The organism is Brevundimonas sp. (assembly GCF_032017145.1).
In the GTDB taxonomy this organism is placed as follows: domain Bacteria; phylum Pseudomonadota; class Alphaproteobacteria; order Caulobacterales; family Caulobacteraceae; genus Brevundimonas.
In genome coordinates this window covers 1-14,635 of record NZ_DALZQC010000084.1, presented here as the reverse complement: position 1 = coordinate 14,635, position 14,635 = coordinate 1, and the positions used below count along the sequence as shown (strand labels likewise).

Genomic DNA, 14,635 nt, shown 5'->3' with positions numbered 1-14,635 from the left:
CGTGCCGGTTACTGCCGGCGATCTCAGCAGCCGCCTTTTTCAACGAAATCCACCCAAAGCTGACCATCGCCGGGCTTGCTTCAGGGCCCGGCTTAGGGTCACAAGTCGATTTGCTCTGACATCTCCCAGGCGTCATCCACCTCGATACCGAGATATCTGACTATGCTCTCCAATCTCCTGTGGCCGATCAGGAGCTGGCATGCGCGAAGATTGCCTGTCATTCTTGTGAATGAGCGAGACCTTAGTGCGTCTAAGGCTGTGAGCGCCGTACCCTTAGGGCTCTAGGTCAATCAACGGCGCCATCGGTCTATCAGCCCAGCATACGGCCTGGCGCCGATGTGCTGGCCGCACCGGCTCCGGCTTGGGAACGGCCAGTCGTCTTCAGGCTGGCGGGGCACACTCAGGCGAGCAGCGATCGCATCACGCGCAGGCTCGGTGATCTCAACGGGCACAGGTCTCCCGGTCTTCTGTTGGATGACGACCGACCGCTGACGGAGAACACCGCCTCTCGCCGCATCGCTCACGCGAAGTCGGACCAGGTCGCAGGCGCGTAGTTTCGAATCCAACGCGCAGTTGAACACGGCGAGGTCGCGAAATCTCCTAGCCACACTCAACTGTTGTCGGATGGACCAGATGAGCTTGGGCTTAAGCGGCGCCTTGGGGCCGATTAGACGGCGCGTTCCCTGAGGGCTTCGGTTGTAGGAACAGGTCAGACTGTCGCATGCCCCCTCCTCTGAGGTCGCATGCCTGTCGTGACGCCTGCTTCCAGATAATGAACTTCTGGGCGCCAGTCCCAGACATTCACTGCCGCATTGTTTGGCAATAGCCGCGCCTACTCCGACGGTCGATGCTATGCTGAACGCGGCAACCGTATGGTGAAACAGCTGCCGGCGCCCGGACCGTCGCTTTCCACGCGGATGTCGCCCTTATGCAGATCGACCAGTTGGCGGACCAGGGCGAGACCGATGCCAAGGCCTTCGCTGGATCGATCGTCGGGCCCCTTCAACTGCGTGTACAGCTCAAAGACCCGAGCTTGCATATCCTTGGAAATGCCGACGCCAGTGTCGGAGACGGCGACTTCGACGTAGTCGGGCCCGGCGTTCGCCCGGAGCTGGATCGTCCCGCCCGACGGGGTGTATTTGGCTGCGTTGGTCAGCAGATTGCTGACGATCTGCGATAGGCGGGTGAAGTCGGCTGTGACCCATACGGCTTCCGTCGGTAGGTCAAACGTGAAGGCATGCCCACCCGCGTCGATCTTGGGACGGCTTGTATCGATCGCGGAGTCCAGCACGGTCTTTAACTGCACCCGTTCGAGGCGCAGGGCGATCTTGCCCTGATCTATCCTCGAAACGTCAAGCAGATCCTCGACAAGCCGCGAGAGGTGAAACACTTGGGTCGCCATCCGCTCCCGGATGACGGCGGCTTGATCTGGCTCGCCGGCGCGATCGAGCAACTTCAGCCCTGCGTTCAGGGCCATGAGGGGATTGCGTAGCTCATGACCCAAGACCGCCAGGAACTCGTTCTTGCGTTGATCTGCGGCGCTCAAGGCCGTCGCATGCACGTCCAATTCGTCTCGTTGCAGGCGTATCCGCTCACGCTGCTGATAGAGTTCAATGAAGATCTCCGTCTTCATTCGCAGGATATTAGGCTCGATCGGCTTCTGGATAAAATCGACCGCGCCGGCCTCATAGCCGCGAAACCGGCGCTGCTGTTCTGCGCTGCCCGCCGTGACGAAGATGATGGGGACATGACGGACCCGGGCGTTGCCGCGCATGAATTCGGCCAGTTGGAAGCCGTCCATGCCAGGCATCTGCACGTCTAGGAGGGCGAGAGCGACGTCTTCGGCAAGGAGCAGCTCCAGCGCCTGATCTCCGGACTTCGCCTTGAGCAGGTGGAGACCTTCGCGCTGGAGCAAAGCCTCAAGCGCGAGGAGATTTTCCTCGAGATCATCGACAAGAAGAACCTTTATCGGGGTGTCGAGGGTCGTCATGCGGCTTCGAGTTCCACCAGATAGTTTGCGATGTCCGCCAGACTCATGGCCGTTGCGCCCGCGCAGGCCGCGAGAGCGGCTTCTGGCATCGCTGACGCATAGGCCTCTGACGGGCGTTCGACGAAGGCCTCGCCACCCCTTTCCATAACGGCTCTCAGGCCGGCGGCCCCGTCGTTGTTGGCGCCCGTCAGCACGACACCGATCAGGCCGGCTCCATAGGCGTCGGCGGCGCTTTCGAAGAGAACGTCAATCGATGGGCGAGAATAGTTGACCGGCTCATCCGAGGACAGGGCCAGCCCGCCATCTCGCTCGACCAGAAGGTGATAATCGGGGGGCGCAAAATAGACGGTTCCAGGAAGGACCCTTTCCTTGTCCTCGGCTTCAAGCACCGCAAGGGCGCAGCTCGCTTGAAGCAGCGGCACGAGACCATTGCCTCGATCCGGGGGGACATGGACCGCGATCAGAATGGGCAAGGGATAGTCCGCTGGGAGGATGGGAAGGATGGCTAAAAGCGCCTGGACGGCGCCGGCGGAAGCGCCGATCACCACCGCGCGTTGTGATGGGACACTCATGCGCCTAGCCTTCGGTAGAGCTTTTCCTGGGGGACGAACTCAGAAAATTCGCCGGCGTGGGCCGAAAACCTCAAACTTTCCTTGGAGCCGAGGCCGAGGAAGCCTCCGCGTGGTAGGGAGTCCTTGAACAGGCCAATGGCGCGATCCTGCAGGGCGCGATCAAAATAGATCATGACATTGCGGCAGGAGATCAGTTGCATCTCGGCGAACGCCGCGTCCGTGACGAGGCTGTGATCGGAGAAGACGACCCGGGCGCTGAGGCTACGGTCGAAGACGGCCCGCCCGTAGTCGGCCGTATAGTAGTCGGACAGGGACGAACGTCCGCCCGACTTCTGGTGGTTCTCGGTGAATTTGCGCAGCCGATCGAGGGCGTAGACCCCGGCTTCTGCTGCGCGGAGCGCATCGGGATTGATGTCGGTGGCATAGAAGAGGGTGCGATCATACAGCCCTTCCTCCCGGAACAGGATGGCTAGGGAGTAGACTTCCTCGCCAGTGCTGCACCCCGCAATCCAAACCTTGAGCGACGGATAGGTGCGCAAATGGGGAAGCACCGTCTCGCGCAAGGCTTTGAAATAGGTCGGGTCGCGGAACATTTCGCTGACCTGCACCGTCAGATAGCCCAGCAGCCGAGGCAGCATCGTCGGGTCGTGCAGGACAGCGTTCTGCAGCGCGGTCAGCGTCGGATAGCCCATCTGGTCGCGGGCCTGCACTAGCCTCCGCTTGATCGACGCACGGGCATAGTGACGGAAGTCGAAATGATAGCGCTGGAACAGCGCCTCCAGCAGCAGTTGGATTTCGAGGTCTTCGAGAGCGTCGGCCATGGATCAGCGCGGCATCCACACGCGGACCAGAGAGAGCAACTTATCGACATCCAGGGGCTTGGCCATGTAGTCGTTGGCCCCTGCTGCGAGACAGCGTTCCTGGTCGTCCGGCATGGCTTTGGCGGTCAGCATCAGGATCGGCAGGCCGCCCCAGCGTCCATCGCTCCGGATGCGCTGTGTCGCGGTGAGCCCGTCCATGACCGGCATCATCACATCCATCAGAACGAGGTCTATGGCGGGTGCAGAGGCGGCGGACGCATCGAGCGCGTCGAGCGCTTCCTGCCCGTTGCGCGCGATCTGCACGACGGCGCCGCGAGGTTCGAGCACGCTGGTGAGGGAATAGATGTTTCGGACATCATCCTCGACGACGAGGATGCGCCGGCCTTCCAGCACGGCGTCTCGATTTCGCGCCTTCTGGATCATGCGCTGCTGTTCGGGCGGCATGTCGGCGACCACCTGGTGGAGGAACAGCGAGACCTCATCCAGCAGGCGTTCCGGCGACTTGGCGCCCTTGATGATGATTGAGCTGGAGTAGCGGCGCAGTTGTTGCTCGTGGTCCGCCGTCAGATCCTGGCCGGTATAGACGATCACCGGCGGATAGGCCTGCTGACCGTCCAGACTGAGCTTCTCCAGCAGCGAGAAGCCGGAGGCGTCGGGCAGGGACAGGTCCACAACCATGCAGTCGAAGGTCTGCTGTTCGAGGGTTTGAAGGCATTCCGCCGCCGTGCCCACCCCGACCGTCTCGACCCCGCCGCTCGACAGAAGGGCTCTCATGGCCTCGCGCTGGACGGCGTCATCCTCCACGATCAGGACTCGTCGAACGGTCCGGGTGAGGTCCTCCTCCAGGGCCCGAAGGACATCCGCCAGCGCCTCACGTTTGACCGGCTTGGTGAGATACCCCATCGCGCCAAGCGCGCGCGCGGTCGTGGCATGGTCTCCAGCGGACACCACATGGATCGGTATATGGCGGGTCTGGTCGTCGCGCTTCAGCGTGTCCAGGACCGTCAGACCGGACTGGTCAGGAAGGCCGACGTCAAGGACGATGGCGCTCGGCCGGTACTGTTTGGCGAGCTTGATCGCGTCCTCGCCATTACTGGCCACAAGACACTGGAACGCCATTTCGCGCGACAGGTCCCGGACGATGGCGGCGAAACGATCGTCGTCTTCAACGACCAGCAACGTGCGCCGGTTCACGGCCAGCGCGTCCCGATCATCCTCAATCGCGCGGGGCAGGACAGCGGGCGACGATTTCGGGGCGGCCTGCGTGACTGAGGACGCCGCGGGTTGCGGAGCAAAGGGCGCGCGCGACGCAACCTGAGCGGCGTCGTAGGCGAGGGGCGCGCTGAGGGTGAAGGTGCTGCCTTTGCCGGGCTTGCTTTCCAGAGTGATCGCGCCTCCGAGCAACCGAGCCAGTTCCCTGGAGATCGAAAGTCCGAGCCCCGTCCCGCCGTACTTGCGGCTGATCGTGCCGTCGGCCTGCTGGAAGGCTTCGAAGATGCTGTTCTGCTGTTCGCGCGAAATACCGATTCCGGTGTCTTTCACCGAAAAATCCAAGCCCCGGTCGCCGGGCGCGATCCTCAGCTTTACGCTCCCCTTCTCTGTGAACTTGAAGGCGTTCGAAAGCAGGTTCTTAAGGATCTGTTCCAGACGTTGACGGTCCGTCTCAACCAGATCGGGCGTCCCCTTGGCGACGTCGATCGTGAAGTTCAGCCCCCGCTGGTCTGCAATCGGATCGAACAGCTGGCGCAAGTCGCCGGCCAGTCTCTGGACCGAAACAGCTTCGGGACGGATCTGGACGTGCCCGGCCTCGATCTTGGAGAGGTCGAGAATGTCGTTGATCAACGTCAACAGATCGTCGCCCGAGGACTGAATGGTCCGGGCGTAGCGAACCTGCTCTTCGGACAGGTTTCCGTCGCTGTTGTCGCCGAGAAGCTTCGACAGGATCAGCAGGGAGTTAAGAGGCGTCCGGAGTTCGTGGGACATGTTGGCGAGGAAGTCGGACTTGTACTGGCTGGCCGCTTCGAGCTCCCGGGCCTTGAGGGCCAGATCGGCGCCGGTCCGTTCCAGGTCGTCGCGCTGTCCCTCCAGAACCTGCGCTTGCTCTTCCAGCTGGCTGTTGGTCTGTTCAAGCTCCACCTGCTGCTGCTCCAGCCGCACCTGGGATTCCTTGAGCGCGCGCCCCTGCTCCTCCAACTCCTCGTTGGAAACCCGAAGCTCTTCGCTCTGCACCTGTAGTTCCTCGGACTGGCGCTGGGTCTCTTCGAGGGCGTTCTGAAGATCTAGACGATAGCGCGCCGACCTGAGGGCGACGCCTATCGCAGCCGCACTTTCATCCAGCAGCCGAAGGACCTGCGGTCCCGGGGCATGGATAAAGCCCAACTCGATCACGGCGTTGATGACGCCATCAGCGTTCGCAGGGGCAATGACGAGATGACGCGGGTCATCCCGTCCCAGCGCGGATCCAATAGTCAGATAGCCTTGAGGGACATTCGTCAGCAGCACTGACGCCCCATCAGCGGCGACCTGGCCCAGAAGGCCCTCCTTAAGTCGGAACTCCATAGGCACGGGCGCGTCTGATGGAACGCCCAGGGTGGCGGCGCGGCGGAAAACGCCGCCTTCGCCCTTGAAGATCGCTGCGGCTTGAAAGTCGACATATCGAGCCAGGAAGCCCAAGATGCTGTCGGCCAGCGCCTCGATGGTCTTGTCGCCGCTCATTGCTTCGGCGAGCCCGACCTGTCCGGCCTGAAGCCACTCCTGCCGGGCGCGTTCCCGCGTGCTGTTGCGGATGAGCAGGAACACCCCGACGGTGAGGGCGGCGCCGAGCAGGGCGGACAGGATTCCGGTCAGCAGGGCGGTCCGGTAAGCGACCTCCATCTCAGACAGCCACTGTCGCCGCTGCTGCGCGACGTCGGCGCGCATGATGGCCAAGCGTTCCCGGATCGCATTCATCGCCGTCCTGCCGCGGTCGGTTTCGATCATCGCGACGGCCGCCGCGAGGCCGCCCGTACGCCGCGCTTCGATTCCCCGGGTCAACTGCTCCATCTTGACGCCGACATGGCGCTTGACCTCTTTGAGGTTGGCCTGCTGCGCTGGGTCGCGCGAGGTCACTTCGGTGAGGATCGCAAGGTCACGGTCCATTGCGGCCACGGCGTCTTCGTAGGGCTCAAGATAACGGTCTTGGCCCGTGAGAAGGTAACCGCGCTGTCCCGTTTCAGCGTCCTGCACGGTCGACAGGACCTGGTCTATGGCCACCAGTGTCGTATGGGTTCCAACCACCTTTTGACTATTGGCGCGCAGGCCCTGGACGTTGAGGTAGGCGACGACGCCGCTAATCAGGAAGAAGGCGAGAACGAGCACGACGCCCACTCCGACCCAAATTTCGACCTTCGATCGAATGCGTCCAACGCCATGCTGCGTCTGAGCCAAGCTCGCTCTCCAACCCGAAAAGTTCATTCCGCCCGTCCATAGCTGCAAGCCACACCTTGGCAAACAGTGCTGAGGACGCCACCGCTGTTTTCATAATTTCCCTGACCGAAAGCCGACGTCCCCAACCGCCGCTTTGAGTCACGAGCGGCCGCTAGGTGCGTAGTCTGACAATTGCTGGACGAGGATGTGGAGACTTAACAAAGACTCCGCAGCGGGTTTCTGGCCAGTTTCTGGGCAGCGGCTATACGCTCAAGCCCGCTATGTCATTGAAGAAAATGGTGGACGCGACAGGGATTGAACCTGTGACCCCCTCGATGTCAACGAGGTGCTCTCCCGCTGAGCTACGCATCCGCCGTAGGGCTCCGAAAAAGCGGTTCGGAGCGGGAAGAGCGGTCGTATAGCGGCGCGGCCTGTCGGCATCAAGCCGATTTCGCGGCGAGAAAGAGATTTCTCGAAAAACGTCGTCGGGCCAAGACGTCAGGCGGCGACCATGCGTTCGACCTCGTTGACCAGGTCGCGCAGGTGGACGGGCTTGGACAGGACCTTGGCGTCCGGCGTGGCCTGGGCGGCGGTCAGGGCGACGGCGGCGAAGCCGGTGATGAACATGATGCGCAGGCCCGGCTGGCGGGCGGCGGCGACACGCGCCACCTCGATCCCGTCGGCGCCCGGCATGACGATGTCGGTCAAGAGCAGGTCGTAGGGGCCGTGTTCCAGGGCGTCGATGGCGTCGTCGCCGTTCTCGCAGTCGATCACCTGATGGCCCGCGCGCTCCAGCGCCCGGGTCAGGAACCCGCGCAGGGAGCCGTCGTCTTCGGCCAGAAGGATACGCGCCATGGAGAAACACCCTTGAAACTGGCGGTCAGCCTAAGGCCGCAACTGTAAACCGCCCATGAAATTCAACGATCAGCCGACTTCCTTCCACAGCGAAACCCGCTATGCCGGGGCATGACCGACGCCGGCGACAGCTTCTGGATCACCCCGGCGTCGACGACGGCCGAGGCCACGGCCCTGGTGTTCGCCTCGCCCCATTCGGGCGACCGCTATCCCGAGGACATGGGCGCCGCGCCGGGCCTGACCCCCGCCAGCCTGAGAAGCGCCGAGGACGCCCTGGTCGGCCGGCTGATCGCCGAGGGGCCGCGTTCGGGCGCGCCGCTGATCGAAGGGCGGATCGGCCGGGCCTATGTCGATCTGAACCGCGATCCGGGCGAACTGGACCCCGTCCTGATCGACGGTCTGGACGGCCCGGTCGGGGCCAAGACGGCGGCGGGCTATGGGGTGCTGCCGCGTCTGACCGGCGACGGGACGCCGCTCTACGCCCGCCGCATGACGCTGGAGGAGGCCGAGGCGCGGATCGCGACGGTCCACCGCCCCTACCATCAGGCGCTGGCGGACCTGATGCAGGCCACGCGGGCGCGGCGCGGGCGGGCGGTGTTGATCGACTGGCATTCCATGCCGGCGCGCGCGGTGGGGGCCGAGGTGGTGCTGGGCGACCGCTATGGCTCGGCCTGCAGCGCGCGGCTGACCCGCCGCCTGCGCGACCTGTTCGAAGGTCTGGGGTGGCGGGTGTCGCTGAACCGCCCCTACGCCGGGGGATGGTCCACGCAATGCTGGGGCCGGCCGGACGAGGGGTACGAGGCCATCCAGATCGAGATCAGCCGGGGTCTTTATCTGGACGAGGCGACCCTGGCGCCCAGCGCCGGCTATGGCCGTACGCAAAAGGCGCTGGGCCGGGTCATCGCCGCCCTGTGCGCGGAACGCTGGGCTGACTGATCGCTGATCAGATCAAAAAAAAGCCGCACCCGAGGGTGCGGCGTATAAGTCTATAGGGAGGAAACGCCCAGGAAGGGCAAGACGTCCGGAGACGTCGAGGAACAATCTAGGTTGCGATGCACAATGGGTCAAGGCCCCAGCAGTCACGCCGTGTTACGCAATTCCGAAGTTCCGACGACGCCTTAGACCAAAGTCGAACGGGCCGCCGATTTCGCAGGTGCGAAGACAAGCGGATCAATGCTCCAGCAGACGGCGCGCATTGCGGATGGCGCGGGCGGCCGGCGACGCCTCCTGGCGATAGATCAGCAGGCCGAACGACGACGCCACGCCCAGCGCCAGCCATAAGGGCCCGAACAGCCAGGCCGCCGCCGCCAAGGCGAAATAGTAGCCGCGCACCCCCTGGCTGAACGAACTGAGCGCCGGGTTCAGCAACTGGCCCGCCGCCTCGCCGAACGCCTTGCGGTCGGTGTTGGAATGCAGCTCCGGCGCCGATCCGATCAGGGCCAGCGCATAGTTCATCTGGCGCAGGGCCCAGATGAAATCCAGAAAACCGCGCGCCAGGCAGATCAGCACCAGGGCCAGCTTGGCCTCCAGGATGCGGGTCGGCACATTCTCGGCCCCCACCGCCGCGAACCCCTTCAAAGCGCTCTCGCCGCCGAACAATATGCCTGCCACCGCCGCGATCAGCAGCAGATTGGTCGAGGCGAAGAAGGAGGCGGAGTTGATGGAATGGCCCATCAGCTGGCTGTCGATCAGCTTCATCTCCCGGTGCGTCATGGACCGCATCCACATGGCGCGCACATGGGTCATGTCGTCGTTCAGCGACCCGCCCTTCCTGCTGATGAAGGACAGGATGGGCCCATAGCCCAGCCAGCAGATGAAGAAGAGGGCCAGCGCCGCCCAGTCGATCCAGCTCATGACGTCATGATGTCCGCGATCCGCCGGGCCTAGGCAAGCCCGTTCGCCACAGGTCGCGCTTGCCGTTCGCGCCCGCGCGGCCTATCACCCTTCGCCTTTCAGAATTTCGCAGTCGCAGCAAAGACCCGCCATGAACCTGGACGCCATTCCCGTCGGTCCGAACGCCCCCTGGGACATCAACGTCGTCATCGAAATCCCCCAAGGGGGCCTGCCGGTGAAATATGAGATGGACAAGGAATCGGGCGCCCTGTTCGTCGATCGCTTCCTGCACACGGCCATGTACTATCCGGGCAACTACGGCTTCATTCCCCACACCCTGTCGGACGACGGCGACCCCTGCGACGTGATCGTGCTGAACCCCACGCCGGTCGTGCCGGGCTGCGTTATCCGCTCGCGTCCGATCGGCGTGCTGATGATGGTGGACGAGGCCGGCGGCGACGAGAAGATCCTGGCCGTGCCGGTCGACAAGCTGAACCCCTATTACACCGAGATCGCCAGCTATCGTCAGCTGCCGGCCATCCTGATCGAGCAGATCGAGCACTTCTTCACCCGCTACAAGGATCTGGAGAAGGGCAAGTCGGTCACGGTCAAGGGCTGGGGCGACGCCGGCGAAGCCGCCGCCCTGATCGAGGCCGGGATGAAGGCCCATCAGGACAAGCTGGCCCAGAAGGCCGCCAACGCCGCCTGATCCGGCGCAGACAGCGATGAGCCGCAAAAGGCGCTCTCCGGCAGGGGGGCGCCTTTTTTACTGTCCCTCAGCCCCGCCATTCACGCCTCAGGAGGGCGTACTGACAGGTGTTGACGTAGATCGGCTGGCCATCCCCATCGTTCACGAACGAGACGAACTCCCGGAACAGCCCCTCGCGCTTCATGCCCAGCCGGTCGCACAGCCGCTGTGACGCCAGATTGTCGTCCTCGACATAGGCGTAGAGACGACGCGCCTGTTTGTCGGCGAACAGATGCCGCACCAGGGCGGTCGCCGCTTCGAACGCATAGCCGACCCCCTCGAAGTCGGCGTTGAAGTTCCAGCCGATGGACCAGGTGTCCGGCTCTTCGAAATGGGCGAAGACATCGCCGATCACCCGCCCGTCGGCCCTGGACTGGACGGCGATATATTCCCCGGCCGCGCCGCGCTTGACCGCCTCGGCTTCGGCGGCCGCCAGGTCCGCCAGTTGCATCGACCGGAAGCAATCGGCGCGGGGCCGATGCAGATAGGCGAACAGGTCGGCGGCGTCGCCGGCCTGAAAGTCCCTCAGGATCAGCCGATCCGTCTCGATCGATGTCATCCGTCGTCTCCGGTTTGGCCAGCGCCGTCCTAACGCAGGAATGCGACCGGCATGACGCGACATGACGCCCCTGTTTCGCCCGAGGATTACAGCGATTTCATTTGAGCCCCGGCGGCGAATGCGTCCCCATGCCGGTCCTTCGAGGGGGAAACCATCATGCGCCACGTCCTGTTCGCCGCCTGCTCGGCGCTCGCCGTCCTGTCGTCCGCGCCCGTGCTGGCTCAGTCGCCCGCCCCGGCGCCGCGGGTCCAGGTCGTCGACGGCGACATCGCCCGGTTCTGGGCCGCCTATGACGCCGTGCGCGCCGAGAGCGATCCGGCCCGCCAGCGCGACCTGTTCCAGCGACTGTACATCGACCAGGGCACGCCGGGCCTGGCCGCCTTCATGCAGGCCAAGGGCTATACGATCGACACCTTCCTGGACGCGATCCGCGCCTATCCGGCCTATTGGGACACGGTGCGTCCGCGCACGGCCCTGGCGGGTCAGGCGCTGGAGAAGCTGGAGAACCATCTGGCGCGACTGCGCGAACTCTATCCCGACCTGCGGCCCGCCGGCGTCTATTTCGAGGTCGGCGCCCTGCGCTCGGCCGGCACGACGCTGGACGACAAGGTGCTGATCGGGGTGGAGATGGCCACAGGCGACGCCAGTGTGGACCTGTCGCAGATGCCGCCCAATCTGAAGCGCTTCTTCACCACCTATTTCGCCAGCGATCCGCTGGAGAACCTGGACCTGCTGGCGGCGCACGAGGTGGTCCACACCCAGCAGCGGGGCGAGCGCCAGACCCTGCTGGCCCAGGTGGTGTATGAAGGCGTCGCCGATTTCGTGGCCGAAAAGGCCACCGGCCGGATGCCGAAACTGCCCTATGTGACCTATGGCCCGGCCAACGATGCGGCGATCAGGACGGCCTTCCGCGCCGACATGAACGGCGCGGACTTCAGCGGCTGGCTGTACAATGGGATCGACAACCCGTTCGGCACGGCCGACCTGGGCTATTACGTCGGCTATGTCATCGCCAGCCGCTACTACGACCGCGCGCCCGACAAGGCGGCCGCGATCAAGGCGATGCTGGAGCTGGACTATGCCGATCAGGCGGCGGTGCAGGCCTTCGTAAACGCCTCGGGCTATCTGGAAGAGGACGCCGGATCGGGGATTTGACGCGCCGCGACGCCCTGCCCTCTCCCGCAACGGTTCGCGGCCTCCTATCTGGTCGGCATGACTGAACTGACCCCCCGCGAGATCGTCTCGGAACTGGATCGCTACATCGTCGGCCAGAACGACGCCAAGCGCGCCGTCGCCGTCGCCCTGAGAAACCGCTGGCGCAGGAAGCGCGTGCCGGCGGACCTGCGCGACGAGGTGACGCCCAAGAACATCCTGATGATCGGGCCGACCGGCGTGGGCAAGACCGAGATCGCGCGGCGCCTGGCCCGGCTGGCCGGCTCGCCCTTCCTGAAGGTCGAGGCGACCAAGTTCACCGAGGTCGGCTACGTCGGCCGCGACGTGGACCAGATCGTGCGCGACCTGGTCGAGAGCGCCCTGGTCATGGTGCGCGACCGCAGGCGCGGCGACGTGCGGGCCAAGGCCGAGGCCGCCGCGGAGGACCGCATCTTGGACGCCCTGGTCGGCGCCGGCGCGGGCGCCGCGACCCGTGACAGTTTCAGAAAGAAGCTGCGGACCGGCGAACTGGACGACAAGGAAATCGAGATTTCGCTCGCCGACAACGCCTCGCCTATCCAGGGCCTGGACATCCCCGGCGGCGGCAACGTCGGTTTGCTGAACCTGTCGGAGATGCTGGGCAAGATGGGCGGCGGCCGCACCAAGACCGTCAAGCTGACCGTGCGCGACGCGACCACGCCCCTGATCGCCGAGGAGGGCGACAAGCTGCTGGACCAGGACAGCCTGACCGGCGAGGCCCTGTCGCTGGCCGAGAACGAGGGCATCGTCTTTCTGGACGAGATCGACAAGGTGGCGGCGCGCCAGGGCGCATCCGGCGCCGACGTGTCGCGCGAGGGGGTGCAGCGGGACCTGCTGCCCCTGATCGAGGGCACCACCGTCTCGACCAAATACGGGCCGGTGAAGACCGACCACATCCTGTTCATCGCCTCCGGCGCCTTCCACGTCGCCAAGCCGTCGGACCTGCTGCCCGAGCTTCAGGGGCGCCTGCCGATCCGGGTCGAGCTGAAGGCCCTGACGCGCGACGACTTCAAGCGCATCCTGACCGAGCCGGAGGCCAATCTGATCCGTCAGAACCAGGCCCTGCTGGCCACAGAGGACGTCACCCTGGTCTTCACCGACGACGCGGTGGAGGCCATGGCCGATGCGGCGGTGGCGGCCAACAGCGCGGTCGAGAACATCGGCGCGCGGCGGCTTCAGACCGTGCTGGAACGGGTGCTGGAGGAGACCAGCTTCAAAGCTTCCGACCTGTCGGGCCAGACCGTCACCTTCGACGCCCCGGCCGTGCGCGACCGCATGGACGCCCTGACCAAGGACGTGGACCTGAGCCGGTTCATCCTCTGAATCCAACCCATCGTCATTCCGGGACCGAGCGAGGCGAGAAACCCGGAACCCAGGGCCGCGCGCACTACGCTCGCCGTCCCAGGCCGTCCACGCCAGCTGGGTTCCGGGTTCGTCCTGCGGACGCCGAAAAGACGATAAGGAGCGTTCCTCGCCCTACCGGCCGTTCCGCTTCAAACGGCGCTTCAGCAGCTTGTCGGCCACCGCCTCGGCCTGGCGCTGGGTGAAGGCCAGGGCGGCGGAATTGCCGCGCCGGGCGCCCACGCTGTCGGCAACCATGGCGCCCCGCTCGCCCAGAGGCAGCGGCTTGCCGGTGGTGGTGTCCACGGCGGTCTGATGCTCGATCTCGGCGTTCAGCGCGGCGCCCAGCAGGATCACCTGCACCGACAGCCAGGTCCACAGCAAAAAGCCCATCATGGCCGCCAATGGGCCGTAGCTGTCGGTCCGCACGAAGTGGCTCAGATACCAGCTGAACGCCAACGACAGGCTGACGCTCAGCGTCGCCGCGAAGAGCGCGCCGGGCGTCAGCCAGCGCCAGCGCGCGTTCTGGCGGCACGGGCCGTAGCGATAGATGCCCATCAGGGCCAGCACATAGCCGGCGAACAGCAGGGGCCAGCGCAAGGGGGCGAACAGGCCCCACTCCTCCTCCAGGCCGAACAGGCGCACCACCACCGGCACGCCCACCACCAGGCCCGACGTCACCAGCACCGCCAGCAGGCCGCCGATGGTGAAGGTCAGGCAGGTCAGGTTGTATCGGATGAAGTTGCGCTTCTCGGTCTCGTGATAGGCGACGTTCAGCCCGTAGAACAGCATCTTGATCGCCCCGTTGGCGGCCCACAGCGACAGGACCAGCGTCCAGATCAGGGTCAGGGTCAGCTGGGTGTTGGAGTTTTCGGCCAGGCGCTGCATCTGGGCGCCCAGGAACTCCGCTATGCTGTCGGGCATCAGGGCGTAGAGGAACTGAAGCCGGGCCCAGGCGTCGGCCGGATCGGCGAACAGGCCGTACAGCGTCACGAACGACCCCAGCAGCGGAAACAGCGACAACAGGGTGAAGAAGGTCACGCCGCCCGCCACAAAGCCCACGCGGTCGCCGAAATAGGAGGCGCCGGCCCGCCAGACGATGTCGGTCCAGCCCTTGCGCGGGATGCGGTGCGGACGGTCCGCCAGACGCCCGCGTCCCGGCTCCTTGGCGTCGTAATCGGCCGGGGTAGGCGGGGGCGGCGGCAGGACCTCGGGGCGGGGGGCGCGCAGCTCCACCCCCACCTTGTGCCCCTGGCTGTAGAGCAGATGCGCCGCGCCCGCGCCCGCCGCCAGCCCCCCGGCCGCCGCCGCCAAGTAGCG

General features: G+C 65.0%; 12 protein-coding genes and 1 tRNA gene. 4 read left to right on the top strand and 9 right to left on the bottom strand.

The window, feature by feature from the left end; translation table 11 throughout:
• Positions 1-850: 850 nt before the first annotated feature.
• From RTU05_RS13295 to cpdR, 6 genes are all read right to left on the bottom strand, one after another.
• On the bottom strand, positions 851-1,990 hold the full coding sequence (locus tag RTU05_RS13295) for a hybrid sensor histidine kinase/response regulator (RefSeq protein WP_165116478.1): 1,140 nt from the start codon (positions 1,988-1,990) through the stop codon (positions 851-853).
• Positions 1,987-2,562 carry a chemotaxis protein CheB gene (locus RTU05_RS13290; protein WP_165116476.1) on the bottom strand — a complete coding sequence of 192 codons (576 nt, stop codon included), beginning with the start codon at positions 2,560-2,562 and terminating at the stop codon, positions 1,987-1,989. The genes RTU05_RS13295 and RTU05_RS13290 overlap by 4 nt, the downstream gene beginning before the upstream one ends.
• Positions 2,559-3,383 carry a protein-glutamate O-methyltransferase CheR gene (locus RTU05_RS13285; protein WP_165116474.1) on the bottom strand — a complete coding sequence of 275 codons (825 nt, stop codon included), beginning with the start codon at positions 3,381-3,383 and terminating at the stop codon, positions 2,559-2,561. Before RTU05_RS13285 ends, RTU05_RS13290 begins: the two co-directional genes overlap by 4 nt.
• 3 nt (positions 3,384-3,386) lie before the next feature.
• Positions 3,387-6,809 (bottom strand): response regulator, encoded by a 3,423-nt coding sequence (locus RTU05_RS13280; protein ID WP_312598845.1) that lies wholly within the window; start codon positions 6,807-6,809, stop codon positions 3,387-3,389.
• Positions 6,810-7,085: 276 nt separating this feature from the next.
• A tRNA-Val gene (locus RTU05_RS13275) sits at positions 7,086-7,160 on the bottom strand.
• A gap of 126 nt (positions 7,161-7,286) precedes the next feature.
• Entirely contained in the window at positions 7,287-7,643 is a 357-nt protein-coding gene (cpdR, locus tag RTU05_RS13270) for a cell cycle two-component system response regulator CpdR (RefSeq protein WP_017506825.1), read from the bottom strand.
• Between the two features lie 111 nt (positions 7,644-7,754).
• Between cpdR and RTU05_RS13265 the strand changes: the two genes are divergently transcribed.
• Positions 7,755-8,579, top strand: coding sequence for an N-formylglutamate amidohydrolase (locus RTU05_RS13265; RefSeq protein WP_312598844.1), 825 nt, complete (start codon positions 7,755-7,757; stop codon positions 8,577-8,579).
• A 234-nt stretch (positions 8,580-8,813) separates the two neighbouring features.
• Here the strand turns inward: RTU05_RS13265 and RTU05_RS13260 are convergent, their stop codons facing one another.
• Positions 8,814-9,497, bottom strand: a complete 684-nt coding sequence (locus RTU05_RS13260) for a DUF599 family protein (RefSeq protein WP_312598843.1) — start codon at positions 9,495-9,497, stop codon at positions 8,814-8,816.
• Positions 9,498-9,627: 130 nt separating this feature from the next.
• Between RTU05_RS13260 and ppa the strand changes: the two genes are divergently transcribed.
• Entirely contained in the window at positions 9,628-10,185 is a 558-nt protein-coding gene (gene ppa / locus RTU05_RS13255; RefSeq protein WP_312598842.1) for an inorganic diphosphatase, read from the top strand.
• A gap of 67 nt (positions 10,186-10,252) precedes the next feature.
• Here the strand turns inward: ppa and RTU05_RS13250 are convergent, their stop codons facing one another.
• A complete protein-coding gene (locus RTU05_RS13250) occupies positions 10,253-10,783 on the bottom strand; it encodes a GNAT family protein (protein WP_312598841.1) in 531 nt (176 codons plus the stop codon).
• A gap of 156 nt (positions 10,784-10,939) precedes the next feature.
• Between RTU05_RS13250 and RTU05_RS13245 the strand changes: the two genes are divergently transcribed.
• On the top strand, positions 10,940-11,938 hold the full coding sequence (locus tag RTU05_RS13245; RefSeq protein WP_312598840.1) for a DUF2268 domain-containing putative Zn-dependent protease: 999 nt from the start codon (positions 10,940-10,942) through the stop codon (positions 11,936-11,938).
• 57 nt (positions 11,939-11,995) lie between these two features.
• Positions 11,996-13,297, top strand: coding sequence for an ATP-dependent protease ATPase subunit HslU (gene hslU, locus RTU05_RS13240; protein WP_312598839.1), 1,302 nt, complete (start codon positions 11,996-11,998; stop codon positions 13,295-13,297).
• A 153-nt stretch (positions 13,298-13,450) separates the two neighbouring features.
• Here the strand turns inward: hslU and RTU05_RS13235 are convergent.
• Positions 13,451-14,635, bottom strand: a 1,185-nt coding sequence (locus tag RTU05_RS13235; RefSeq protein ID WP_312598838.1) for a YihY/virulence factor BrkB family protein, incomplete at its 5' end; no start/stop codon positions are given.